This window comes from Streptococcus gingivalis, assembly GCF_035544715.1.
GTDB classification, from domain to species: domain Bacteria; phylum Bacillota; class Bacilli; order Lactobacillales; family Streptococcaceae; genus Streptococcus; species Streptococcus gingivalis.
The window spans coordinates 692,560-718,600 of record NZ_JAYKTO010000001.1 but is presented as its reverse complement, the minus strand read 5'-3'; the positions used below and the strand labels follow the sequence as shown (position 1 = coordinate 718,600).

Sequence of the window (26,041 nt, the reverse complement as noted above, 5' to 3'; positions counted from 1 at the left end):
TATGCCCAATTTTTTTAAATTAGTGATAAAGGTTGAAAATCTTTTCTTTTCTGTGTGAAATCGGTAGGAAAAAATTTACTTTTACTAACTTTTAGTATAAAATATAAAGTGATAATCTATGGTAAAATGGAGGCACTGTTTATGGTTGATAAAGAGCTGATTGCAGAGATTAAAAACAGTGTAAACATTGTTGAAGTCATTGGAGAAGTTGTTTCTTTGACCAAGGCGGGCCGTAACTTTTTAGGCCTCTGTCCTTTTCATGGTGAAAAGACTCCTTCCTTTAATGTCGTTGAAGACAAGCAGTTTTACCATTGTTTCGGATGTGGTCGCTCTGGAGATGTCTTTAAGTTTATTGAGGACTACCGTGGAGTCGCCTTTATGGATGCGGTCCAGATCGTAGCAGAAAAAGCTGGCATTGCGCTTCAGTACCAAGTAAGGCCGGCTCAACCAACGTCTATCAATCCCAACCAAGAACTTTATGAGATTCATCAGGAAGCTAGTAAGTTTTATCAGGCGATTTTGATGACGACTAAGATGGGGGAAGAAGCGCGACACTATCTGCATGAACGTGGTCTGACGGATGAAGTCATCCGACATTTTCAATTGGGCTTAGCCCCTGCAGAAGGAAATTACCTCTATCGCAATCTCTCTGAGAAATTCTCTGAGAAAGTGATTACCGATTCGGGTTTGTTTACAATCTCAGATGCTGGAACGGTTTTTGATGCTTTTCAGGATCGGATCATGTTTCCCTTGACAGATGATAGTGGACGTGTCATTGCCTTTTCTGGTAGGCTGTGGAAAATGACGGATGATGGCAGTCATCAAGCCAAGTACAAGAATAGTCGTAGTACCCGTCTATTTAATAAAAGTTATGAACTCTATCATTTAGATCAGGCTAAGGCAAGCGCCAAAAAGCAACATGAAATGTATATCATGGAAGGCTTTATGGATGTCATTGCGGCATATCGAGCTGGGATTGAAAATGCGGTCGCTTCTATGGGGACAGCCTTGACACCAGAGCATGTCCAGCACCTGTCTCATTTTACCAAAAAGGTCATCTTGACCTATGATGGGGATAAGGCAGGGCTTGAAGCAACAGCTAAGGCCTTGGATGTCTTGCAGGATCTGGAGTTAGAGATCGTCCGTATCCCAGATCAGATGGACCCTGATGAGTACCTCAAAAAGACGTCCCCAGAAGATCTTGCTACCCTCTTGAAGAATTCTCGAATCAGTAAGGTTGAATTCTGGATGCACTACTGGAAACCCCAGTATATTGAGAACTTGCAGGCGCAAATTGAGTTTGTCGAAAAGCTGGCACCGATGATCGCCCAGACGCGCTCCATTACAGCGCAAAACACCTATATTTATAAGTTGGCTGATTTATTGCCGGACTTTGATTACTTGCAGATTGAGCAGATTGTCAATAATAGTCGCTTGCATCAACGGCAAGAAGCGCAAAAAGGTGGACGATCAAAAACGTCGAATTTTTCAGTAGAGCTCTTGCCGAATCGTGGGATGACGCGCTTGATCAAGGCGGAAAATCATTTATTAAGTAGGATGAAGGATTTTCCAATGGTGCTCAATGATTACCGTTTGCGACCTGATTTTGCCTTTGACACGCCGGAGTTACAGATCTTGTATCAATTGCTCTGTCAAAATGGAGAAGTCACCTCTCAGGATTTATCCGAGCAGCCTGAAGGGATCCAGCACGCCTGGTACCGGATGTTAGAAGAAGATTTACCAGAAGAGATAGCAGATGGTGAGTTAGAAGAAGTAGAAGCGACGCGGAATCGTGAGCTTCTTCGCAAAGAAAGTCAACAAATTGGAAATAAAGTGAAGGAAGCTTCCTCAATAGGGGATGCGGAAAAAGCTTTATTGGAACTCGAGCGTTTAATCGCTCAAAAAAGAAGAATGGAGTAGGAATGGCTAAAGAACAAAAAGATATTACAACATTGGACGTTCAAATTGCAGAATTTATTCGCAGCCACAAGAAAAGCGGAACTGCAACAGATGATGAAATTAATGACCAATTGGTTATTCCATTCACGCTAGATGCAGATTGGATTGAAGATCTTTTGCAACGCATTCAAGATGCAGGGATTTCGATCACTGATAAAGACGGCAACCCAAGTGCGCGTGTGTTGAACAATGAGGAAGAGCCAGAGTTGTCAGATGAGGAATTGCTTGGAAGCAACTCTGCTAAGGTCAATGACCCGGTACGTATGTACTTGAAAGAAATTGGGGTTGTTCCTCTTTTGACCAATGAAGAAGAACAAGAATTGGCTATCTTGGTGGAACAAGGTGACTTGGAAGCTAAGCAACGTCTAGCAGAAGCCAACCTTCGTTTGGTTGTATCCATTGCGAAACGTTACGTTGGTCGTGGGATGCAATTTTTGGATTTGATCCAAGAAGGAAACATGGGCTTGATGAAGGCGGTTGATAAGTTTGACTATACCAAAGGGTTCAAGTTCTCTACTTATGCTACTTGGTGGATCCGTCAGGCCATCACTCGTGCCATTGCAGACCAAGCGCGTACCATTCGGATTCCTGTTCACATGGTGGAAACCATTAACAAGTTGGTTCGTGAGCAACGCAATCTCTTGCAAGAATTGGGACAAGATCCAACACCTGAACAAATCGCTGAACGTATGGATATGACACCAGACAAGGTGCGTGAAATCTTGAAGATTGCTCAAGAGCCTGTTTCTCTTGAAACTCCAATCGGAGAAGAAGACGATAGCCATTTGGGAGATTTCATCGAAGACGAAGTGATTGAAAATCCAGTAGACTACACCACTCGTGTGGTTCTACGTGAACAATTGGATGAAGTCCTCGATACCCTGACAGACCGGGAAGAAAATGTTTTGCGTCTTCGTTTTGGTCTGGATGATGGAAAAATGCGGACCTTGGAAGATGTGGGGAAAGTCTTCAATGTGACCCGTGAACGGATCCGTCAGATCGAAGCCAAAGCCCTCCGCAAACTCCGCCACCCAAGCAGAAGCAAACCATTGCGTGACTTTATAGAGGATTAAAAAGGTCCGGGGGACCTTTTTAACGGTCGCCTAGAAATGAAGAAGCGACCCAGGTCCGGGGGACCTTTTTAACGGTCGCCAAGAAATCAAAAAGCGACCCAGGTCCGGGGGATCTTTTTAACGGTCGCCTAGAAATGAAGAAGCGACCCAGATCCTGCGGATCTTTTTAACCCGAGCCCAGAAATTCTATCGAGAGTAAATAGCAGAAAAAGGAAGTCATATGGCATATACAACTGAGCAAATTGAAGAAATTAAAAATAAAATCTTAAATGCTTTGGAAGAGGTAATCGATCCTGAGCTTGGGATTGACATTGTCAATTTAGGTCTTGTCTACGAGATCCATTTTGACGGTGAAACTGGAGCAACCATCATTGATATGACCTTAACGACCATGGGGTGTCCATTAGCGGACCTTCTGACAGATCAGATTCATGATGTTTTAGCAGAAGTAGAAGAAGTGACATCGGTGGATGTGAAGTTGGTCTGGTATCCTGCTTGGACGGTTGAAAAGATGAGCCGTTATGCACGGATCGCACTTGGAATTAGTTAACCATTCTATGCATCAAAACAAATCAGAGGTTGGGGGTTCCCTAACCTCTGATTTGTTTATCCTTGTTTTTTTGAACAAACATTTACAAATTCTTAGCAAATTTTCAGATAAAGTTGCAATCATCAAGGGGACAAGGTATAATAGCATAAATAGAAAATAAAGGAGATTTACATGAATCAGTATCCTTTGGTCTACTTGGACCATGTGACAAAGAATTATGGGCATGAAGTTGCTCTCATGGATGTTAGTTTGAACATCCAACCTGGCCGTATTATTGGCCTTTTGGGGCCTAATGGTAGCGGGAAAACAACCATCATTAAATTGATTAATGGTTTGTTGCAACCAAGCCTTGGAAATATCTATATTCATGGTCAATTACCATCCCCAGCTTCTAAAAAAGTTGTTTCCTATTTGCCGGATACGACTTATTTGAGTGAAAATATAAAAATTAGTGATGCTATTAGCTATTTCCAAGATTTTTATTCAGATTTTAATGTCCAACGAGCTTACCAATTGCTCAACGATTTGCATTTGCATCCAAATCAAAAATTGAACAGCCTTTCAAAAGGGAATAAGGAAAAAGTACAATTGATTTTGGTGATGAGTCGTGAAGCTGACTTGTATGTTCTTGATGAACCAATCGGTGGGGTTGACCCAGCAGCGCGTGATTATATTTTGCGGACCATTATTCAAAACAGACGTCCAAACTCTTCTGTCTTGATTTCTACTCACTTGATTGCGGATATTGAGCAAGTTTTGGATGAGGCCATTTTCATCAACCAAGGAAGAATCCTCTTGCATGAAAATACGACTGTTATGCGCAATCAACACGGAAAATCAATCGATGAGATCTTCCGTGATCAATTCCGTGTTTATTAGGAGGAACCCATGTTTGGTAAATTATTAAAATATGAATTTAAATCGACAGCTAAGTGGTATTTATTGATCACCCTGATCGCACTAGGTTTGTCAGTGATTACAGGTGTTATTGGTGGAAGTGCTACAAACGGTTTTGTGAATATGGAAACCAATAGTATGCAAATCATAACGGGGACTCTTGGGATTCTCATTTTTGGAGGAGTCATTGGTCTTTATCTTAGTAACTACTATATTATTATCCGTCGTTTCTATTCCAACTTATACGGACGCGAAGGTTACTTGACCTGGACCCTTCCAGCTAGCCCGCATGCGATCATTTTATCTAAATTTGTGGGAGCTTTAGTAGCGAGTCTTTACTGCCTATTCCTTCTATTTTTGAGTGGTTTTATCACAATACTTGTGATGGGCGCTGTCATTGGACAAGACCTCTCTCCTGTATTTAGTATTATCGCTGAGGCTTTTAGTCATTCAATTGCTTATTGGATTATCGTTTGGTGGATTTTTACCACAGCTTCAGGGATCTTCCTATTTTATGTATCGATCGCACTTGGCCAACTCTTCCAAAATCGTCGTGGATTGAAGGCTATTCTGTTTTTCTTTCTCTTGTGCCTTGTTTTAAGTATCATCGGTACAGCAGTCAATCCATTAAAAGATTCATATGCTGTTGGGTCTGCATTGGTTTATGGAAATATTGATGAATTTGGACCTAACTTCATCCCAGGTCTTATCTATGAAGTCATCAAGATTGTTTCTATGTACTTCACGATTCACTATATCAGCAAGTACAAGTTGAATCTTCAATAAGAACAGTTAATTGAACAAGGAGCTTCCCGGTGGAAGCCTTCTTGTTCAATTTTTTTCTTTTGCATTTTTAGCTACATTTTGATATACTAATTGTATTCGTTTTGGGGTCGTTACGGATTCGACAGGCATTATGAGGTATATTTTGCAACTCATCTAGCGGATGTAAAACGCCAGTTAAATATAACTGCAAAAAATAATAATTCTTACGCTTTAGCTGCCTAAACACCAGCAGGCGTGACCCGATTCGAATCGCTCGTGTTTGATGACAGGTCTTAATTTTAGCGAGATACGATCTAACTTTGTCTAGAAGTTAGATAAGAGATTGATAGACTCGCAGGTACAGGACTTGAGTTATGTGTCATGTAGCTGTTAAAAGAAGACATAACCTATGGTTGTAGACAAATATGCTGGCAGGTGTTTGGACGTGGGTTCGACTCCCACCGGCTCCATATATAGTTTTGGAAGATTACTCAAGAGGCTTAAGAGGCCGTGTTGGAAACGCGGTAGGCGTGTAATAGCGTGCGTGGGTTCGAATCCCATGTCTTCCGTTGTTGAGACATCATTGTGTAGCAGTGGTGTTTTTTTGTACAAAAAGGAGTGACCAAAGGAGGCACCAAAATAGACAATGCAGAAAGGAGAAAAAGTGATTACACAGCTAGATACCAAATCAGTCTATACCTTTATGGAAAGTCTTGTGACCATAAAAGACTATGTCCAAGTGGCTAAAAGCATGGGGTATGGCGCATTGGGAATCATGGATGTAGATAATTTGTATGGTGCTTATGAATTTATCGAAGCCTGTCAGGCCCACAACCTCAGCCCCTTGGTCGGTTTAGAAATTGGACTAAAAGTAGACAATGAAACAATTCCGTTTCGGATGATCGCCCTGTCAACGAAAGGCTACCAGAATCTGATGAAGATGTCGACCGTCAAAATGATGGGGAAGAGCAATTGGGAGGATGTAAAGCACCTTACAGAAGGAGTAGCGGTCATTGTCCCAGCGCCTTTTGCTAGTGAAGACATACCGCTTGGTCTAGATTACTTCATCGGAGTTTTTGCCGATACGCCGGACCAAGAGTTTAGCCACCCTGTGCTTCCTCTTCATACTGTGCGTTTTTTTGAGGCGGAAGATATGGAAGCCATGCAGATGCTCGCGGCCATCAAGGACAATCAAAGCTTGACAGAAACAGGACAAATTGATCCTAGAACTGTCCTAAAAACTCCTCAGGAGTTACAGAATGATTTTGCTGAGCGATTTCCTCAAGCCATCACAAATCTTGAAAAACTTGTCCAAGGGATTCAATACGACATTGATACTCAGTTGAAATTGCCTCGCTTCAATCCTCAGAAACCAGCTGTTGAGGAATTGAGAGAATTAGCCCAAGCCGGTCTTCTTCGAAAGAACTTGACTAGTCCGGTCTATCAAGAACGTTTGGAGCATGAATTAGACATAATTCACCAAATGGGCTTTGATGATTATTTCTTGATTGTCTGGGATCTTCTTCGTTTCGGACGAAGTCAGGGATATTATATGGGAATGGGGCGTGGGTCTGCTGTAGGCTCACTGGTAGCTTATACCCTGGAGATTACAGGGATTGATCCAGTGGAGAAGAACCTTCTGTTTGAGCGCTTTTTAAATGTGGAGCGCTATACCATGCCGGATATTGATATTGATATTCCTGATATCTATCGTCCAGAATTTATCCGTTATGTGAGAGACCGTTATGGGAGTTACCATGCGGCTCAGATCGTGACCTTTTCAACCTTTGGGGCCAAACAAGCCATTCGAGATGTCTTCAAACGTTTTGGGGTACCAGAGTATGAATTGACCTCCATTACCAAGCGGATTGGGTTTAGGGATACACTGACAACCGCGTATGAACAGAATCTAGCTTTTCGACAAGTGATTCATAGCCGAGCAGAATTTGAGCGTGGCTTTGAAATTGCTAAAAGAATTGAAGGCCAACCAAGACAGACATCGATCCACGCGGCTGGGGTTGTGATGAGTGACCAGGATTTGACGGATCACATTCCTCTCAAGTACGGAGAAGATATGTTTGTCACCCAGTATGATGCCCATGCGGTTGAAGCCAATGGTCTGTTAAAGATGGACTTTTTGGGTCTGCGAAATTTAACCTTCGTTCAGAAAATGAAGGAAGCGGTCTATGAAAAGTACCAAGAAGAGATCGTGATTGAAGCCATTGATTTAGAAGATCCAGAAACCTTGGCCTTGTTTACTGCTGGGGATACCAAGGGGATTTTCCAATTTGAACAGGCTGGAGCCATTCGCCTCTTGAGACGAGTGAGACCCAATCATTTCGAAGAAGTGGTAGCGACCACCTCTCTCAATCGTCCAGGAGCTAGTGATTACATTGATAATTTCGTCAAAAGAAAGCACGGTCAAGAAAAAGTTGAGATTTTAGATCCAGCTATTGAAGAAATCTTAAGGCCCACTTATGGGATCATGCTCTACCAAGAGCAGGTGATGCAGGTTGCCCAGCGTTTTGCAGGCTTTAGTCTAGGGAAAGCCGATATTTTACGTCGGGCTATGGGCAAAAAAAATGCAGCTGAAATGCATCAGATGGAAGACGATTTTGTCTCAGGTGCTCTTAAACTTGGGCATACGGAAGAAAAAGCCAAAGAGGTCTTTGCGATCATGGAAAAATTCGCAGGCTATGGGTTTAACCGTTCCCATGCCTATGCCTATTCTGCCTTGGCCTTTCAGATGGCCTATTTCAAGGTCCATTATCCAGATGTTTTCTTTGATGTCATGCTCAATTATTCGAGCAGCGATTATCTGACAGATGCTCTCCAGTTTGATTTTAAAGTCGCACCATTATCCATCAATACCATCCCTTACAGAGATAAGTTCCAGGATCGAAAAATCTACTTGGGAATGAAAAATATCAAGGGACTCCCAAGAGATTTAGCGTATTGGATTATTGATAATCGTCCCTTTGAAAGTGTCGAAGATTTTATTTTACGACTCCCCAATCAGTATCATAAATTGCCTTTGTTAACACCTTTAGTGGAGCTTGGACTGTTTGACATCTTTGAAAAAAATAGACGCAAGGTGCTTCACAATTTGCCGAATTTATTTGTCTTTGCAGATGAGTTAGGTAGTTTATTTGCAGATTCTAACTATTCCTGGACAGAAGCGGAAGACTTTAGCCAGGCTGAAAAATATGAGAAGGAAGAGGCCATTATTGGCGTCGGTCTCAGTACCCACCCATTGGTTGCGATTGGGCAAACGAGTCCCTATGAGATCCAACCAATTTCTCAACTCATACAAGGAGAGCAGGCGCGAATTCTCATAGAGGTGCAAGCCATCCGGACCATTCGAACCAAGTCGGGTGATCTCATGGCTTTCTTACAAGTCAGTGATACCAAGAAAAAATTGGATGTGACCCTTTTCCCTGAAACCTACAATCGATTTTCCTCCTTGATAAAAGAAGGTGGCTTTTATTACTTGACAGGGAAGATACAAGAGCGTGATGGGCGCTTGCAGATGATTCTAGCAGAGGCACAACTGGCAACCAATGAAAAGTTCTGGATCCAGTTGCTCGATCATCGTCAGGATAAAACGATTCTTTCTATCTTGAAAAAATATCCGGGCCCATATCCTGTGATATTACGCTATGAAGACGAGAAAAAAACTCTTCAATTGAGGGGCTATACAGTCCAGAAAAACAAAGAATTGGAAGATGAACTAAAGAATCTCGTTATGAAAACGATTTATCGGTAAAAACTGCGAAAAATACGAGAATTTTAGTCTTCTTTGTGTTATAATTACGTAGAATGTAAAAGAAAAAAAGGAGCAAACAACGAAATGAAACGTATTGCTGTTTTAACTAGTGGTGGAGATGCCCCTGGAATGAACGCTGCCATCCGTGCAGTTGTTCGTCAAGCAATTTCAGAAGGAATGGAAGTTTTCGGTATCTATGATGGATATGCGGGAATGGTTGCTGGTAAAATTCAGCCCCTTGACGCCTCATCTGTTGGAGATATTATTTCCCGTGGTGGTACCTTCCTTCATTCAGCTCGTTACCCTGAATTCGCACAACGCGAAGGTCAATTAAAAGGGATCGAGCAATTGAAGAAACACGGGATCGAAGGTGTTGTCGTTATTGGCGGAGATGGTTCTTACCATGGTGCGATGCGCTTGACTGAGCTTGGATTCCCAGCTGTTGGTCTTCCTGGTACGATCGACAACGATATCGTCGGAACTGACTTTACAATTGGTTTTGATACGGCAGTCACAACTGCAATGGACGCGATCGATAAGATCCGTGATACTTCATCTAGTCACCACCGTACTTTCGTAATTGAAGTTATGGGACGTAATGCTGGAGATATCGCTCTTTGGGCAGGGATTGCATCTGGTGCAGATGAAATCATCATCCCTGAAGAAGGATTCAAGATCGAAGAAGTTGTTGAGAGCATCAAAGAAGGTTACGCAAAAGGTCGTACCCACAACATCATTATCTTGGCTGAAGGCGTGATGTCTGCAGATGAATTTGGTCAAGCTTTGAAAGATGCTGGAGATACAAGTGACCTTCGTGTGACTGAGCTTGGGCATATCCAACGTGGTGGTTCACCAACTGCGCGTGACCGTGTTCTTGCTTCACGTATGGGAGCACACGCTGTTAAATTGTTGAAACAAGGAATCGGTGGTGTAGCAGTTGGTATCCGTAATGAAAAAATGGTTGAAAACCCAATCCTTGGTAAAGCAGAAGAAGGAGCCCTCTTTAGCTTGACAGAAGATGGTAAGATTGTGGTAAACAATCCACATAAAGCTGATCTTGGTCTTGCCGAGTTGAACCGTAGCTTGTCTTCAATCTAATTTTATTTCATAAATTCGTTAACCTTGTCTTAAAAAGACAGATATATTTAAAAAGGAGTCATATATATCATGAACAAACGTGTAAAAATCGTTGCAACTTTGGGTCCTGCGGTAGAAATCCGTGGTGGTAAAAAATTTGGTGAAGATGGATACTGGGCTGAAAAACTGGACGTTGAAGCTTCAGCACAAAACATTGCTAAATTGATCGAAGCTGGCGCTAACACTTTCCGTTTCAACTTCTCACACGGTGACCACCAAGAACAAGGTGAACGTATGGCGACTGTTAAACGTGCAGAAGAAATCGCTGGTAAAAAAGTTGGTTTCCTTCTTGATACTAAAGGTCCAGAAATCCGTACTGAATTGTTCGAAGGCGAAGCTAAAGAGTACTCATACAAAACTGGTGAACGTATTCGCGTTGCTACAAAACAAGGCATCAAATCAACTCGTGACGTTATCGCATTGAACGTTGCTGGTGGACTTGACATCTTCGATGACGTTGAAGTTGGACACCAAGTATTGGTTGATGATGGTAAATTGGGTCTTCGCGTTGTAGAAAAAGATGCTGCAAAACGTGAATTTGTTGTTGAAGTTGAAAACGACGGTATCATTGCTAAACAAAAAGGTGTGAACATCCCTAATACTAAGATTCCTTTCCCAGCACTTGCTGAACGCGATAACGACGATATCCGCTTCGGTTTGGAACAAGGTATCAACTTCATCGCGATCTCATTCGTACGTACTGCAAAAGACGTAAATGAAGTTCGTGCAATTTGTGAAGAAACTGGTAACGGTCACGTTCAATTGTTTGCGAAGATCGAAAACCAACAAGGTATCGATAATTTAGATGAAATCATTGAAGCTGCAGACGGTATCATGATTGCTCGTGGTGACATGGGTATCGAAGTACCATTCGAAATGGTTCCAGTTTACCAAAAAATGATTATCACTAAAGTGAATGCTGCTGGTAAAGTTGTTATCACTGCAACAAATATGCTTGAAACAATGACTGAAAAACCACGTGCAACTCGTTCAGAAGTATCTGACGTCTTCAACGCTGTTATCGATGGTACTGATGCTACAATGCTTTCAGGTGAATCTGCAAACGGTAAATACCCACTTGAGTCAGTTACAACAATGGCTACAATTGACAAGAACGCTCAAACTCTTCTTAAAGAATACGGACGTTTGAACTCAGATTCATTTGAACGTAACTCTAAGACAGAAGTTATGGCTTCAGCTGTTAAAGATGCTACAAACTCAATGGACATCAAATTGGTTGTAACTCTTACTAAGACTGGTCACACAGCACGTTTGATTTCTAAATACCGTCCAAATGCTGATATCTTGGCATTGACATTTGACGAATTGACAGAACGTGGATTGATGTTGAACTGGGGTGTTATCCCAATGTTGACAGAAGCTCCATCATCAACTGATGACATGTTTGAAATTGCTGAACGCAAAGCAGTTGAAGCTGGTCTTGTACAATCTGGTGATGATATCGTTATCGTTGCAGGTGTACCACTTGGTGAAGCAGTTCGTACAAACACAATGCGTATCCGTACAGTACGTTAATAGACAATTATATCTGAAAGCCTTGCTGGTTGGTCCGAAAGGATCGGCCGCGAGGTTTTTCTTTTTCTTCTGGTTTGTGTTGATAAGAATTCTCACTAATGCTTACTTTCTCTTTTTTAAAGATCAAAAACATGGTATAATAAATAAAAAGGAAGGGAGACATACATGCCAAGGAGAGATTTAATTAGAAATGTCATCATTGTTGGTGTACTGGTTTTGGCACTGATTTTGCTTCGAATCTTTGTATTTCATCCATTTAGTATCAATGATAAGATGGCCAATGCTTCTGTGAAAACTGGAGATCTTGTGGTAGCGACTAGAAATGCTCAGGTAGATCGCAGTGATTTGGTCTTATACAAGGTCGGTGGAAAAGAATACCTTGGACGTGTCATTGCCAAAGAAAACGACGAAGTCAGCTACGTAGATGACGTCCTCTATTTGAATGGACAGGCAACACCAGAACCTTACCTAAATAAAATGCTGAATAAACACTTGGCGGCTCCAACGAGTAATGGGTATTATACGGATGATTTCTTCTTATCAGAGTTAAAGGGAACCAAGGCTGGCCGCGTACCATCGGATACTTACTTGGTTTTAAATGATAACCGTGGGGATACAGAAGATAGTCGGGAATTTGGGTATATCCATAAAAATCAGATCGAAGGAGTTGTCAATCTCCGCCTCTACCCCCTCAATAAATTTGGATTTATAAAAGTTGAAGAATAGCCGAAAGGCTATTTTTTCTTACAAAAAAACTACTGCAAAAAAGAATTGCAGTAGCTTTTTATTCTGGTTAGATTGAGGTAGAGGGTTCTATTTTTTCTGTTTACTGGTAATTTGGTGAAAGACCTTTTGCCAGTGTTCATGACGCCGCCAGAGACTGGTATGGATCTGGTCATTTAACTCATAGCGAATCAATTTGGTCTTTTGACTGATAGATTCAATTTCGAAATTCTTAAAGGGAATTTGATGTTCTTCCTGCAAACGGACCAGGTCCTCTTTGTGGCTTTCTTGGCCATACTCATTGATGAGGGTGAAGTTGTCTGCTAGGAGGGTTTGGTATTCCTGCTGAGCCTGCAAGCGTTCCTCATAGGTCTTTAATTTGAGAAGGACATTGTCCAGAATCTCATCTTCAGGGATAGAACTTGGCTCCACATGGACATCGATATCAAAGACGCCAAACTGTTCCTTGAGAAGGCGCTCGACCTCTTCGGTAATAGCATGGCTCTCATAAACAGAGAGGTCTGGATTCATTTCGATGACGACATCTAGGTAAATGTTGCTTCCGTAAGTCCGTCCCCGTTGGGATTTGACCCGGCTGACCTTTGGCAATTCCAGAATAGCCGCCTTGTATTTATCCAGGAGACTTTCATCAAAACCATCGGAGAGGCTGAAGGAGGATTCAATGAAAATGTCGTAGGCAGTTTTTAGGATAAAGAAGGTAATAACGATGGCCACTAATTGGTCCACAATCGGATAGTTAAGAGCACTAGCTCCAATCGCAACAGAGGTTCCTAAAGAAGTGACCACGTCAGACAGGTTGTCTTTGGCAGCTGCCTTGAGGGCCTTGGATTGAGCTTTCTTAGCTAAAGTCCGGTTATAAAGATAGACCGCAAACATGACAAGGGCTGATCCAACTCCGACAATGGCCCCTAAAGGATCAATGACAGTGGTTTCCCTACTGAGGATTTTCTGAACGGTATCTCGTAGGACATCGAAGCCCACATAAAACATGATGATGGAAGTTACCAGGCTAGCTAGATCTTCAATCTTCCAATGACCAAATCGGTGGTCGCGGTCAGCTGGCTGGCGGGCCATGCGAATGCCGATGAGAAGGGCGACGTTACTGATAATATCGGATAAGTTATTAAAACCATCCGCGACCAAACTGGAGGAGTGAAGGAGATGTCCTGTTGCTAATTTAGCTGCGGAAAGAATCAGGTAGGCGACAATACTGATCAGGGCTCCACGTTCGGCTAGTTTTAAATTACTTTGTGATTGATTCACTGATAACTCCTCCAGACTTCTGTAGATTTCCTCCTAAGCGAAAAACTTGGATCGTTGTTGATGAGGAAATATTCGTTCTTCTTAAGCCTTTATTATAGCCTTTTTGAGTGCAAAATTCAAATGATGCCAACTGTTTCCAAAAGGAGAAAGGGCGAAAATGTGGTATAATAGAACGATTGAATGAATGAGGAGTATGAGATGAATCCTTTATTGAATGGTATGAATGATCGCCAAGCAGAGGCGGTCCAAACGACAGAAGGTCCCCTCTTGATCATGGCGGGGGCTGGTTCTGGTAAGACACGTGTCTTGACCCACCGCATCGCTTACTTGATCGATGAAAAAATGGTCAATCCTTGGAATATTTTGGCCATTACCTTTACCAATAAAGCCGCTCGAGAGATGAAGGAGAGGGCTTATCAGCTAAATCCAGCCACCCAAGATTGCTTGATTGCCACCTTCCACTCTATGTGTGTGCGCATCCTTCGCCGAGATGCGGATCACATTGGCTACAATCGTAACTTCACTATTGTCGATCCAGGTGAGCAACGGACCTTGATGAAGCGGATCTTAAAGTCCTTGAACTTGGATCCTAAGAAATGGAATGAACGGACCATTTTGGGGACCATTTCCAATGCCAAAAATGACCTGATCGATGAAGTGGCCTATGCTGCCCAGGCTGGAGATATGTATACCCAGATCGTCGCTAAGTGTTATGAGGCTTACCAAAAGGAACTACGTCAGTCAGAAGCAGTGGACTTTGATGATTTGATCATGCTGACCCTGCGTCTCTTTGATCAGCATCCTGATGTTTTGACCTATTACCAGCAGAAGTTCCAATACATCCACGTAGATGAGTACCAAGATACCAACCATGCCCAATACCAGCTGGTCAAACTCTTGGCTTCACGCTTTAAAAATATCTGTGTCGTTGGGGATGCGGACCAGTCTATTTATGGTTGGCGGGGAGCGGATATGCAGAATATCCTGGACTTTGAAAAGGATTATCCTGATGCCAAGGTCGTTTTGTTGGAGGAAAATTATCGTTCCACTAAAACTATCCTGCAAGCAGCCAATGATGTCATCAAAAACAATCGCCACCGCCGTCCGAAAAATCTCTGGACACAAAATGAAGACGGGGAAGAGATTGTTTATTATCGGGCTAATGATGAGCAGGATGAAGCAGTCTTTGTTGCTAAAACCATTGAAGAGCTTAGTCGCGAAGCTGGCTACAAACACCGTGATTTTGCCGTTCTCTACCGGACCAATGCGCAGTCACGGACCATTGAAGAAGCGCTACTCAAGTCTAACATTCCCTACACCATGGTAGGGGGCACCAAGTTCTACAGCCGGAAGGAAATTCGGGATGTCATTGCTTATCTGAACTTGATTGCCAACCTCAGTGACAATATCAGTTTTGAGCGCATTATCAATGAACCCAAGCGGGGAATCGGGCCAGGTACAGTGGATAAGATTCGTGATTTTGCTCAAATGCAAGAGTCCTCACTCCTGGATGCTTCAGCCAATATCATGCTCTCTGGCATCAAAGGAAAGACTGCCCAAGCCATCTGGGACTTTGCCAATCTCATTTTTGATTTGAGAGAAAGATTGGACCAGCTGACCATTACAGAATTGGTCGAAGAAGTCCTTGACAAGACAGGTTATATGACAGCCCTAACCAATCAGGGAAATTTGGAAAGTCAGGCCCGCATCGAGAATATCCAAGAGTTCCTATCTGTTACCAAGAATTTTGATGAAAATGGAGAGACCGTCGAAGACGAATCAGGTGTGGAAACCTTGAGTCGTTTCTTGAACGATTTGGCTTTGATTGCCGATACAGATGATGGGGCCCAAGAAACTTCAGAAGTCACCTTGATGACCCTTCACGCGGCTAAGGGATTGGAGTTTCCAGTCGTCTTCTTGATTGGGATGGAAGAAAATGTCTTTCCTCTTAGTCGTGCGGCTGAGGATCCAGATGAGTTGGAAGAAGAGCGTCGCTTGGCTTATGTAGGGATCACGCGGGCAGAGAAGGTTCTCTTCTTGACCAATGCCAATTCACGTTTGCTCTTTGGACGGACCAGCTACAATCGTCCGACGCGTTTCATCAATGAAATTAGCTCGGATTTATTGGCCTATCAGGGCTTAGCCCGTCCAGTCAACACTAGCTTTAAGGCTTCTTATAGTAATGGTGGCGGAACTACCTTTGGAAAAGGCATGAGCTTGTCACAAGCCCTTCAAGAGCGCAAGAGACAAGCAGCCCCAAGTGCTTTGACTTCATCAAACCTCCCCTTTGGCAATAGCAACCGTTCTAGCGCCAAAGAAAGCGTCGCATGGTCCATTGGCGACATTGCCATTCACAAGAAGTGGGGCGAAGGAACCGTGCTTGAAGTATCTGGTAGTGGCAGTACCCAAGAACTCAAGATCAACTTCCCAGAAGTGGGTCTCAAAAAACTCTTAGCCAGTGTCGCGCCAATTGAGAAGAAATAAGTGGAGATCAGGAAGCGAAGTCCACTGTTTCAGATTATAAACAAGTAACCTCTATTCAGAAATCTAAAGATATTACTGAATGAGACTATTGAAAAAATATTTTGGAACTAGTGCAAAATAGATTGAGACTTTTCGCCGTGAGGAAAGCATCAGAAACGCTTTAGTTTCTGGTGCTCGGTAGATTTGAGACGTAAGGCTCAAATCTAAGGTATGGAATCCCAAAGGGAGTCGCTACCGTCCGTCCTCACCTAAGGAAAGTCTCTATAGAGAAATGAATATTCAGTCGAAACCAGCAAGCTTAGCTTGCTGGTTTTGATTTTACTGGTGGCATGATATAATATACTAAGAATAGAGAAAGAGGCATGCTATGAACGAAATCAAGTGTCCCAACTGTGGGGAAGTTTTTACAGTCAACGAAAGTCAATACAGCGAACTCTTGTCACAGGTACGGACAGCTGAGTTTGACAAGGAAATTCATGGGCGGATTCGGCAAGAGTTGGCTTTAGCTGAGCAAAAGGCCCTTAATGAGCAACAAGAGAAGTTAGCTAAGAAAGATCAAGAAATTGCCCAGTTACAAAATCAGATTCAACAGTTTGATACTGAAAAAGAATTGGCCAAAAGAGAGGTGGAGCAAACGGCTAGCCAAAGTCTGCTAGAGAAAGAAAAAGAAGTGCAAGCGCTGGAAAATCAGTTGGCCACCTTGCGCTTGGAGCATGAGAACCAGCTGCAAAAGACCCTTTCTAATTTGGAGAAGGAGCGTGATCAGGTACAAAACCAATTGCTCCTTCAAGAGAAGGAAAACGAACTGTCCCTAGCTTCTGTTAAGCAAAACTATGAAGCCCAACTTAAGGCAGCAAATGAGCAAGTAGAGTTCTATAAGAACTTCAAGGCCCAACAGTCGACCAAGGCCATCGGGGAAAGTCTGGAACAGTATGCGGAAAGTGAATTCAACAAGGTTCGCAGTTTTGCTTTTCCAAATGCCTATTTTGAAAAGGACAACAAGGTCTCTGCGCGTGGGTCTAAAGGCGACTTTATCTTCCGCGAGTGCGATGAAAATGGGGTAGAGATTATCTCCATTATGTTCGAGATGAAAAATGAAGCTGACGGGACCGAGAAGAAGCATAAGAACGCGGATTTCTACAAGGAATTGGACAAGGACCGTCGAGAAAAGAACTGTGAGTATGCGGTTTTAGTGACCATGCTTGAAGCAGATAACGACTACTTTAACACAGGGATTGTCGATGTCAGCCACGAGTATGAGAAGATGTATGTCGTCCGTCCTCAGTTCTTTATCCAGATCATTGGGCTCCTGCGTAATGCGGCCCTTAATTCCCTTAAATACAAGCAGGAATTGGCGCTTGTCCGTGAACAAAATATTGATATTACCCACTTTGAAGAGGACCTAGATGCCTTTAAAGTAGCCTTTGCTAAGAACTACAATTCGGCTTCTGTCAACTTTGGCAAGGCTATCGATGAAATCGACAAAGCCATCAAGCGGATGGAAGAAGTCAAGAAATTCCTCACCACATCAGAAAACCAACTTCGCCTCGCTAACAACAAGTTGGATGATGTTTCCGTTAAAAAATTGACTCGGAAAAATCCAACCATGAAAGCTAAGTTTGATGCTCTGAAAGGAGAATAATCTTTGTATTCAGCTAAGAACGCTACCTTGTCCATGAATGGGAAAACTATGGACTATGTGACATTTGGAAAAGGAAAGGACGCTCTAGTAATTATACCAGGCTTGGGGGATGGGTTACAGACCGTTAAAGGAAAGGCCCAGCTCTTTTCCCTCTCTTATCATCTACTTGCTAAGCATTATAAAATCTATGTTTTTTCTCGAATCAATGAGTTGAGGCAGGGCTATACGACGCGGGATATGGCAGCAGATGTAGCAGAAGCAATGGAGACACTAAACCTAGATACCGCATATGTTATAGGGATTTCCCAAGGTGGAATGATTGCCCAATGGTTGGTGGCGGATTTCCCTGAAAAGGTTCAAAGGCTCATCTTAGCCGTGACCACTGCAAAACCTAGTCAACTTGCTAGAGAACGAATTGAGCATTGGCAACAACTTAGTCAATCTGGAAATTTTAAGCATCTCATGCTGGATATTGCAAAGCATTCATACACGCAAAAGAGTTATCAAAAGTGGCGGTTGCTTTATAATATCATGGGTCGCTTGGGGCGAATCAAAGATGAAAATAGAATAGCCATTCAGTCTCAGTCTTGCCTGGAACATAATAGCCTTGAGGTCTTAAAAGAAATTCATTGTCCAACCCTGATCCTTGGTGCGCTTGAAGATGATGTGATCGGTGTGAACGACTCCAAGGAACTGGCAAAAGCGATTTCGGGTTGTCAACTCCTCATTCTTAAGCACTCTGGGCATGCTCTTTATGAAGAAAATAAAGTATTTCAAGAGGCTGTCTGTAAATTCTTAAACTAAAAAAAGCTGGAATATTTTCCAGCTTTTTTATGTTAGTTAAATCGCAAAGAGATCGTTTAGGTTTTCTGCCATGGTTGGGTGGGTAAAGATTTGTTTTGCGATGTAAGTGTAAGGGATCTTGTTGTCCATGGCCATGGTGATCAGGTTGATAAGTTCGCCTGCAGCTTCTCCAAAGAGCGTCGCTCCAAGGATTTCTTTGGTTTCTGGGTTGACCACGGCTTTGAAAGCACCTCGAAGGTCTGCATTGACGTGTCCGCGTGGCATAGCAGCAACTGGCAATTCTTTAACAGCAACTGGAAGCCCTTTGTCGCGTGCTTCTTGCTCGGTCAAGCCGACTTGGGCCAGTGGAGGAGCAATGAAGAGTGTTGTCGCATAATTGTTACGAGTTTCGAGATTGTAGCTACCATCGCCTGTAAGGTAGTTGAAGACGATGCGGAAGTCATCAAGTGACATGTAGGTGAATTGTGGACCACCATTGACATCCCCAACTGCAAAGACTCCAGGGACGCTGGTTTCCAAATGACGGTTAACTTGGATCGCTCCACGATCAGTGACTTGGATGTCTGTGTTTTCAAGACCAAGTCCAGCTGTGTTTGGCTTACGACCTGTTGCGTAGAGAAGGATATCGAACTCAAAGTCTCCCTTATCTGTGACAACCGTTAAGCTGTTTTGGCCATCTTTGATTTCTTGGGTATGAATGCCTTGCAAGAATTGAATACCGTCTTCTTCAAGGTAGCCTTTTGCAAGAGCTGCAATACTTGGCTCGATCCGTGGCAAGAATGTTTCAGAAGCATCCAATACCGTTACTTGGCTGCCCAAGGTATTATAGAGATGAGCAAATTCCAATCCGATTGGTCCACCACCAAGGACACCCAAGCGTTTAGGTAGGTTTTCCAAACGTTGAATGCCGGTTGAATCCACGGCAAATTTACTTTCAGCCAAACCTGGAATCGGAAGGACATTTGGCACAGCACCAGTATTAATAATAATGGTTTCAGCTGTCAATTCTTCCTTTTCATCTCCAGCTTGAATTTCGATGACCTTGTTAGAAACGAAACGAGCCGTCGCGTCGATAATGTCTACGCCAGTTCCAGCAATGGTTGCGTAGTTCTTGCCGTTGAGACGAGTCGTCACTGCATTTTTCTCATTCATAGCTTGCTCAAAATCCAAGCCTTTTTCTGCTGCAACAATCAAGGTCTTGGTTGGAATACAAGCGATATTGATACAAGTACCACCGTACATAGATTTGCTCTTTTCAATCAGAGCGACTTTTTTTCCTTGGCTTGATAATTTCGCTGCGAGTGTTTTACCAGCTTTACCAAATCCAATCACAATAACATCATACATTAACATATGTTACACCTTCTTTCGCTTTCTATTGTATCAAACCCATTTTAAAAAGTCTGAAATCTGCTACGGGATTTTTTGGAAGCTCATGGGGAGGGAGAAAGAGGGACAAGAAGTCTTGTTTCATGATATAATAAAGGGTCGGTGTCCCGGATGGTCACACAAGAGTTAGAAAGAGCAAATCAGATGGACGGAATTATCAATGTAAAAAAAGAAGCAGGCATGACCTCACATGATGTGGTTTTTAAACTGCGAAAAATCCTGGGAACTAAGAAGATCGGCCATGGGGGAACGCTGGATCCGGATGTGGTGGGAGTGCTTCCGATTGCAGTTGGCAAGGCGACCCGGATGGTCGAATTCATGCAAGATGAAGGCAAGATCTATGAAGGAGAAATCACTTTGGGATTTTCTACCACGACGGAGGATGCCAGCGGTGAAATCGTAGAGCGGACCCCAGTGGAAGCCCCTTTAGATGCAGAAGAGGTCGATCGCATGATTGCCCAAATGGTGGGAGAAATCGAGCAAGTACCACCTATGTATTCCGCGGTCAAGGTCAATGGACGTAAGCTTTATGAATATGCGCGGGCAGGAGAAAAAGTGGAACGCCCTGTCCGACAGGTAACCATTTATGAATTCACGCGCACTAGTGAAATTAGCTATGAAGAAGGACTAGCCCGTTTTCGTTTCCGGGTCAAATGTAGCAAGGGCACCTATATCCGGACCTTGTCGGTGGATTTGGGTCAAAAACTGGGCTACGCAGCCCATATGTCTCATCTGACACGGACCAGTGCTGCCGGTTTGTCACTGGAAGATGCCCTGACCTTAGAAGAGGTGGCTGAAAAAGTAGGGCAAGGAGATTTGAGCTTCCTTCACCCACTTGAAATTGGCACCGGGGATCTGGAAAAAGTAGAGCTGACAGTAGAAGAGGTTGGCGAAGTCCAAGTGGGACGCTTTATTCCAGTTGAGAGTGACTCCAAAGAGTTAGCTGCTTTTTACCAAGGAAAATTGGTAGCCATTTTAGAAAAAAGAGAAGAACTTTACAAACCTCGAAAAGTCTTTCTAACAGAAAGTGTGTTACAATAAATTCATGAATATTCGTACGATAACTACTGCTAACCAGATCCATTTGGAGAATGAGACAGTTTTAGTTCTGGGCTACTTTGATGGCCTGCATCTGGGGCATCAAGAACTCTTTAAAAAGGCGCGTCAGATAGCGGATGAAAAAGGCTTGAAGGTCGCTTTGTTAACCTTCCCTGAATCTCCTAAGTTAGCCTTTGTTCGCTACCAACCAGAATTACTGCTTCATTTGCAGAGCCCTGAGGATCGGTTCCAAAAATTAAACGAACTAGGTGTGGATGAGCTCTTCCTCATTGATTTTACGACCGATTTTTCTTCTAAAACAGCCAAAGAATTTGTCGATCAATTTGTCAAAGCCTTGAGGGCCCGAGTTTTAATTGCTGGATTTGATTATAGTTTTGGCTCTGATAAGAAAACGGCCTCTGACTTAGCTGATTATTTTGATGGTCAAGTGGAAGTCATTTCTCCTGTATTGGATCAGGGTGAAAAGATTAGTTCGACCCGCATTCGTCAAGCTATCCTAGAAGGACGCGTCCACGAAGCTGCCCGTCTACTTGGTCACCCTTTATCCAGTCGAGGAATCGTTGTGCATGGGGATGCGCGTGGCCGCACCATTGGCTATCCTACTGCCAATTTAGCGCCGATTGACCGGACCTATTTACCATCAGATGGGGTTTATGTAGTTGATGTCGATTTTAAAGGGCAGACCTACCGTGGGATGGCTTCTGTTGGGAAAAATGTCACCTTTGATGGAAAAGAGCTTCGTTTCGAAGTCAATCTCTTTGATTTTACAGGAGATATCTACGGTCATACCCTGACCATTCATTGGTTAGATAAGATTCGAGAAATGGTCAAATTCGATGGGATCGATCAACTAGTGGCGCAACTAGAAGAAGATGAAGCAGTTTCACGAAACTGGACCAAGAGGCTGGGACAAAAGTCCTAGCCTCTCAATTGTTTTTGGATTGTCGAACAAGACGCAGTGGTTGAGTGGGCTCTACTACGCTCATTTCATCAGCTTTTACAGCCCTACTCAACTGTGCGGAGGTGGGACGACGAAATCGAATTCTAACGAATTACCGATTTCTGTCCCACTCTCTTTTTTCGAGCCTCTTCTTGGGAAAAATGAAAGGGATTTCTTTTTTCCACTGAAATTCAGAAAAATCGTCGAGAAATCAAAAAAGCGCTTTTCAAGCACCTATTTTTTTTGTATAATAGAGTCAGATAGTTATATATAAAAAAAGAAGTGAACCACATGATTACATTATTTTTATCACCGAGTTGTACATCATGTCGAAAAGCTCGGGCTTGGTTAAAAAAGCACGATGTTCCATTTAAAGAACACAATATTATGACAAGTCCTTTGAGCAAACAGGAGTTGACAAGTATATTGGCCTTGACCGAAAACGGAACAGACGACATTATTTCAACTCGTTCAAAAATTTTTCAAAAATTGGATGTTGATGTTGAAGATTTATCCATCTCGGCCTTGATCCATCTGATTGAGGAAAATCCTAGTCTCTTGCGGAGACCGATTATTTTAGATAACAAACGCATGCAGATTGGCTTTAACGAAGATGAAATTCGGGCCTTCTTGCCACGGAGTTATCGCAAACAAGAGTTACGCTCTGCCACTCTAAGAGCAGAAATAAACTAAGAAGTATGTCGAATGCAAAAAAATTATAGTTACCCACTGGACTTATCGTGGAGCACTGAAGAGCTTGCTTCAGTGCTTTCTTTTTTCAATAAAGTTGAAGAAGCCTATGAAAGTAAGGTAGAGGCCAAAGAATACATGGAAGCCTACCGCGCTTTTAAGAAGGTCGTGCCTAGTATCGGAGAAGAAAAGCGTCTCGGACGGGAGTTTGAAGAAGTGAGCGGTTATTCTCTCTATCGTGCGACCCAGGCTGCAAAGCAAAAAGAGGAAGGATGGTTTTCTCTTGAAGAATAAATTAGAGTTTGCCAAACAAATCGTTTTAGAGGCTGGAGACTACTTGCGTCTTCATCTCCATGATGACTTGATGATCTCAAAAAAGACTGGGCCGACAGATTTAGTCACCCAGATGGACCAACAGGTTCAAAAGGATTTGGTTGAAAAAATCACACATCGCTACCCAGAAGATCGGATTTTTGCGGAGGAAGATGGCCTTCGCTCACCGATTTCAGAAGGATCCGTTTGGGTGATTGATCCTATTGATGGGACCAATAATTTTGTGACCCAAAAGGAAGATTTTGCGGTGATGGTGGCCTATTTTGAAGACGGAATTGGTCAGTTTGGCCTGATCTACGATGTGATGAGGGATCACCTTTTTTACGGGGGTGGAGAATTCCCTGTTTATCGCAATGAGGTTGAACTGACGCCCTTTGTGGACCAACCTCTGGAAAACTTTTTGATTGCTTCAAATGTCGGCATGCTTGAGAAAAATGACTGGGGCATGGCCGATCTTGGTATGGATTCTCTTGGCATTCGGGTCTACGGAAGTGCCGGTATTAGTTTTTCAAAAATTCTCTCAGGTGGGATTCTAGCTTATTTTAGCTACATCTGGCCTTGGGATTATGCCGCAGCTGCGATCATGGGGGACCAGTTGGGCTATACCGTTTTAAATTTAAATGGAGATAAACCTAATTACCAGACAGTGGAACCCATTATGATGGTTCCAAAAGTGAAGTTAACAGAAATTCAAACCTATCTTAAGAAAGGGAGAAGTTAAATGAATTTTCCCAATGGTTTTAAAGAAAAATACCAGCATCTTCTAGGTGAGGATGCTGCTGCTTTTTTTGCGACCTTTGATCAAGAAGCAGTATCGGCCTTTCGGACTAATCCCTTGAAAGAAGCGCAAAAAGCATTTGATGATCCGATTCATAATACCCCTTGGGGCCATTATGGAAAGGTCTCAGGAAAATCCATTGAGCACGCAACGGGCTTGGTCTATTCGCAAGAGCCAGCAGCTCAGATAGTGGCCCAAGTCGCCCAGCCGAAACCAGGAATGAAGGTCCTGGACTTGGCCGCAGCTCCTGGCGGAAAGACTACCCAACTCTTGTCTTATTTGGACAATCAGGGACTTTTGGTCTCCAATGAAATCCACAAGGGCCGCTCGAAAATTCTTGTAGAGAATGTAGAACGCTTTGGTGCCCGAAATGTATTGGTAACCAATGAGTCTGCCGATCGTCTGGCCAAAGTTTTCTCAGGCTTTTTTGATCTGATTGTACTGGACGCCCCTTGTTCAGGTGAGGGGATGTTCCGTAAGCAACCAGATGCCATGGACTATTGGTCCATCGATTATCCCCGAGAGTGTAGTCTCCTTCAAAGAGAGATTCTAGGGGATGCCCTCAAGATGTTGGTTCCAGGAGGTTCCTTGGTGTATTCAACCTGTACCTGGGCTCCAGAGGAAAATGAAGAGATCGTATCCTGGCTTTTGGAAAACTATGATCTGGAGCTGGAAACGATCGAGAAGATCAATGGTATGGCAGAAGGCATTGACTATCCAGAAACCGCGCGTATGTATCCTCATCTCTTTAAAGGGGAGGGACAATTTGTTGCTAAGTTCCGTTATCTAGGAGAGAATCGTCCTGCCAAAATCCCTTCCAAAAAGGACCAATTATCTGCGGAGCAAAAGAAATGGTGGCAGGAGTTTGCTAAGAAACACTTGAAGATCACTCTAGAAGGTGTCCTCGAAACTTTTGGAGATGAACTCTACTTGGTTCCACTTGGTTTACCAGATTTGCGCAAAGTAAAAATTGCCCGAAATGGTTTGCACCTAGGGACCTTCAAGAAAAATCGATTTGAACCTAGTTTTGCCCTTGGCCTAGCATTGAGACCGAGTGAGGTCAAAGAGACCGTTTCGATCACGCCTGAGGACTTTGTTCATTATGTGGCGGGAGAGACGGTCCAATTGAAGGAAACGCATCCAAATGGATGGTACCAGGTCCTTGTTGAAGGCAATGGTTTGGGCTTTGCCAAAGTGATCGGACAGACCCTGAAAAATTTCTATCCAAAGGGGCTTCGTTTTAGGTAAAATGCTGGGCAAAGAACCCGTTCTATGATATAGTGGAAGTACAGGTTTTTTTGAAAAAAACTTGTCAAAATCATAAGTGAAATAGTGAAATATCAAGGAGACATGATTTGAAAAAGTCTAAAAAGCTGATCCTAGGACTAGCGACGATCGCATTAGCAGGAAGTTTATCTGCTTGTGCTTCTTGGATCGATCGCGGAGAATCCATCACTGCTGTCGGATCGACTGCCTTACAACCCTTGGTTGAAGGAGTAGTAGATCGCTACATTGAAGAACATCCTGGTAAGATTGTGAATGTACAAGGAGGAGGTTCTGGTACGGGACTTTTACAAGTTCAATCAGGCGCTGTAGATATCGGAAATAGTGACCTTTTTGCGGAGGAAAAATCTGGGATCGATGCCTCTAGTCTGGTCGACCATCAGGTAGCCGTAGCAGGGACAGCCATCATTGCCAATAAAAATATCTCAATCGACAATTTGACAACAGAGCAATTGCGAAAGATCTTTACGGGTGAATATACCAACTGGAAGCAATTGGGAGGTCCAGATCTTGAAATCACGATTGTGAACCGGGCGGTTGGTTCTGGTAGTCGAGCTGTCTTTGATGCCATTATCATGGATGGCAAACAACCCAAGCAGGCCCAAGAGCAGGATTCTAATGGAATGGTGAAAAACATCGTTTCTCAAACGCCAGGAGCTATCTCTTATCTGGCCTTTACCTACTTGGATAGCAGTGTCAAAACCATGAAGCTTAACGGTTATGAACCAACCAAAGCCAATGTTGTCAACAATAACTGGCCAATCTGGTCCTACGAACACATGTATACCAAAGGAAAACCCAATGAGTTGTCTAAAAAATTCATTGACTACATGATGACCGATGAGATCCAGCAAAAGGTTGTTGGTAAGATGGGCTATATCCCAATCAATGATATGAAAGTCACCCGTGATTTAAAAGGGAATGTGACAAAAAAATAAAAGAATTAGG

Annotated in this window: 21 protein-coding genes, 1 tRNA gene and 1 other RNA gene; 21 read left to right on the top strand and 2 right to left on the bottom strand. The window is 43.1% G+C overall.

Translation table 11 applies throughout. From position 1 onward, the window contains the following. The first annotated feature begins 141 nt into the window (after positions 1–141). The 11 genes from dnaG to lepB all read left to right on the top strand — a co-directional run bounded on the left by dnaG (position 142) and on the right by lepB (position 12,409). Positions 142–1,920: a DNA primase gene (gene dnaG, locus SM122_RS03540; RefSeq protein ID WP_155168963.1), complete on the top strand. Its 1,779-nt coding sequence runs from the start codon at positions 142–144 to the stop codon at positions 1,918–1,920. Between the two features lie 2 nt (positions 1,921–1,922). Further along, positions 1,923–3,032: an RNA polymerase sigma factor RpoD gene (gene rpoD, locus SM122_RS03535; protein WP_155168965.1), complete on the top strand. Its 1,110-nt coding sequence runs from the start codon at positions 1,923–1,925 to the stop codon at positions 3,030–3,032. Positions 3,033–3,252: 220 nt separating this feature from the next. Continuing rightward, positions 3,253–3,582, top strand: a complete 330-nt coding sequence (locus SM122_RS03530) for a metal-sulfur cluster assembly factor (protein WP_004220168.1) — start codon at positions 3,253–3,255, stop codon at positions 3,580–3,582. Between the two features lie 171 nt (positions 3,583–3,753). Next, on the top strand, positions 3,754–4,461 hold the full coding sequence (locus SM122_RS03525) for an ABC transporter ATP-binding protein (protein WP_118228334.1): 708 nt from the start codon (positions 3,754–3,756) through the stop codon (positions 4,459–4,461). 9 nt (positions 4,462–4,470) lie between these two features. Further along, positions 4,471–5,265 (top strand): hypothetical protein, encoded by a 795-nt coding sequence (locus tag SM122_RS03520; protein ID WP_049506670.1) that lies wholly within the window; start codon positions 4,471–4,473, stop codon positions 5,263–5,265. Between the two features lie 103 nt (positions 5,266–5,368). Continuing rightward, positions 5,369–5,717, top strand: a transfer-messenger RNA (tmRNA) gene (gene ssrA / locus SM122_RS03515). 8 nt (positions 5,718–5,725) lie between these two features. Next, positions 5,726–5,813: transfer RNA gene (locus tag SM122_RS03510), tRNA-Ser, on the top strand. 95 nt (positions 5,814–5,908) lie between these two features. Next, positions 5,909–9,010 (top strand): DNA polymerase III subunit alpha, encoded by a 3,102-nt coding sequence (locus SM122_RS03505; RefSeq protein WP_324737899.1) that lies wholly within the window; start codon positions 5,909–5,911, stop codon positions 9,008–9,010. An 84-nt stretch (positions 9,011–9,094) separates the two neighbouring features. After that, on the top strand, positions 9,095–10,108 hold the full coding sequence (gene pfkA, locus SM122_RS03500) for a 6-phosphofructokinase (RefSeq protein ID WP_070673889.1): 1,014 nt from the start codon (positions 9,095–9,097) through the stop codon (positions 10,106–10,108). Between the two features lie 69 nt (positions 10,109–10,177). After that, complete coding sequence (pyk, locus tag SM122_RS03495) at positions 10,178–11,683, top strand: pyruvate kinase (RefSeq protein WP_031576612.1); 1,506 nt, start codon at positions 10,178–10,180, stop codon at positions 11,681–11,683. A gap of 165 nt (positions 11,684–11,848) precedes the next feature. Continuing rightward, positions 11,849–12,409: a signal peptidase I gene (gene lepB / locus SM122_RS03490; RefSeq protein WP_003006560.1), complete on the top strand. Its 561-nt coding sequence runs from the start codon at positions 11,849–11,851 to the stop codon at positions 12,407–12,409. A gap of 87 nt (positions 12,410–12,496) precedes the next feature. Here lepB and SM122_RS03485 read toward each other — a convergent pair whose 3' ends face one another. Further along, positions 12,497–13,690: a cation diffusion facilitator family transporter gene (locus tag SM122_RS03485; protein ID WP_031576616.1), complete on the bottom strand. Its 1,194-nt coding sequence runs from the start codon at positions 13,688–13,690 to the stop codon at positions 12,497–12,499. A 198-nt stretch (positions 13,691–13,888) separates the two neighbouring features. On the opposite strand from SM122_RS03485, the gene pcrA reads away from it, so the two are divergent. The 3 genes from pcrA (at position 13,889) to SM122_RS03470 (ending at position 18,620) form a co-directional block, all read left to right on the top strand. Next, a complete protein-coding gene (pcrA, locus tag SM122_RS03480) occupies positions 13,889–16,174 on the top strand; it encodes a DNA helicase PcrA (RefSeq protein WP_155168970.1) in 2,286 nt (761 codons plus the stop codon). A gap of 367 nt (positions 16,175–16,541) precedes the next feature. After that, positions 16,542–17,816 (top strand): DUF2130 domain-containing protein, encoded by a 1,275-nt coding sequence (locus SM122_RS03475; RefSeq protein WP_155168973.1) that lies wholly within the window; start codon positions 16,542–16,544, stop codon positions 17,814–17,816. A gap of 3 nt (positions 17,817–17,819) precedes the next feature. Beyond that, complete coding sequence (locus SM122_RS03470; RefSeq protein WP_155168975.1) at positions 17,820–18,620, top strand: alpha/beta fold hydrolase; 801 nt, start codon at positions 17,820–17,822, stop codon at positions 18,618–18,620. A gap of 36 nt (positions 18,621–18,656) precedes the next feature. Here SM122_RS03470 and SM122_RS03465 read toward each other — a convergent pair whose 3' ends face one another. Next, on the bottom strand, positions 18,657–19,973 hold the full coding sequence (locus tag SM122_RS03465) for an FAD-containing oxidoreductase (protein WP_003006573.1): 1,317 nt from the start codon (positions 19,971–19,973) through the stop codon (positions 18,657–18,659). A 180-nt stretch (positions 19,974–20,153) separates the two neighbouring features. Between SM122_RS03465 and truB the strand changes: the two genes are divergently transcribed. The 7 genes from truB to SM122_RS03430 all read left to right on the top strand — a co-directional run bounded on the left by truB (position 20,154) and on the right by SM122_RS03430 (position 26,031). After that, the gene (gene truB, locus SM122_RS03460) at positions 20,154–21,050 is read left to right on the top strand and encodes a tRNA pseudouridine(55) synthase TruB (protein ID WP_173018881.1); all 897 of its coding nucleotides are present in this window, start codon (positions 20,154–20,156) and stop codon (positions 21,048–21,050) included. A gap of 4 nt (positions 21,051–21,054) precedes the next feature. Beyond that, positions 21,055–21,990 (top strand): bifunctional riboflavin kinase/FAD synthetase, encoded by a 936-nt coding sequence (locus SM122_RS03455; RefSeq protein WP_155168979.1) that lies wholly within the window; start codon positions 21,055–21,057, stop codon positions 21,988–21,990. Between the two features lie 309 nt (positions 21,991–22,299). After that, a complete protein-coding gene (locus SM122_RS03450) occupies positions 22,300–22,701 on the top strand; it encodes a Spx/MgsR family RNA polymerase-binding regulatory protein (protein WP_009732658.1) in 402 nt (133 codons plus the stop codon). Between the two features lie 12 nt (positions 22,702–22,713). Next, positions 22,714–22,992, top strand: a complete 279-nt coding sequence (locus tag SM122_RS03445) for a UPF0223 family protein (RefSeq protein ID WP_003003480.1) — start codon at positions 22,714–22,716, stop codon at positions 22,990–22,992. Next, complete coding sequence (locus SM122_RS03440) at positions 22,982–23,752, top strand: inositol monophosphatase family protein (protein ID WP_023917761.1); 771 nt, start codon at positions 22,982–22,984, stop codon at positions 23,750–23,752. Before SM122_RS03445 ends, SM122_RS03440 begins: the two co-directional genes overlap by 11 nt. After that, entirely contained in the window at positions 23,753–25,057 is a 1,305-nt protein-coding gene (locus tag SM122_RS03435; protein WP_155168981.1) for an RsmF rRNA methyltransferase first C-terminal domain-containing protein, read from the top strand. A 107-nt stretch (positions 25,058–25,164) separates the two neighbouring features. Then, positions 25,165–26,031: a phosphate ABC transporter substrate-binding protein PstS family protein gene (locus tag SM122_RS03430; protein WP_324737797.1), complete on the top strand. Its 867-nt coding sequence runs from the start codon at positions 25,165–25,167 to the stop codon at positions 26,029–26,031. Positions 26,032–26,041 lie beyond the last annotated feature (10 nt).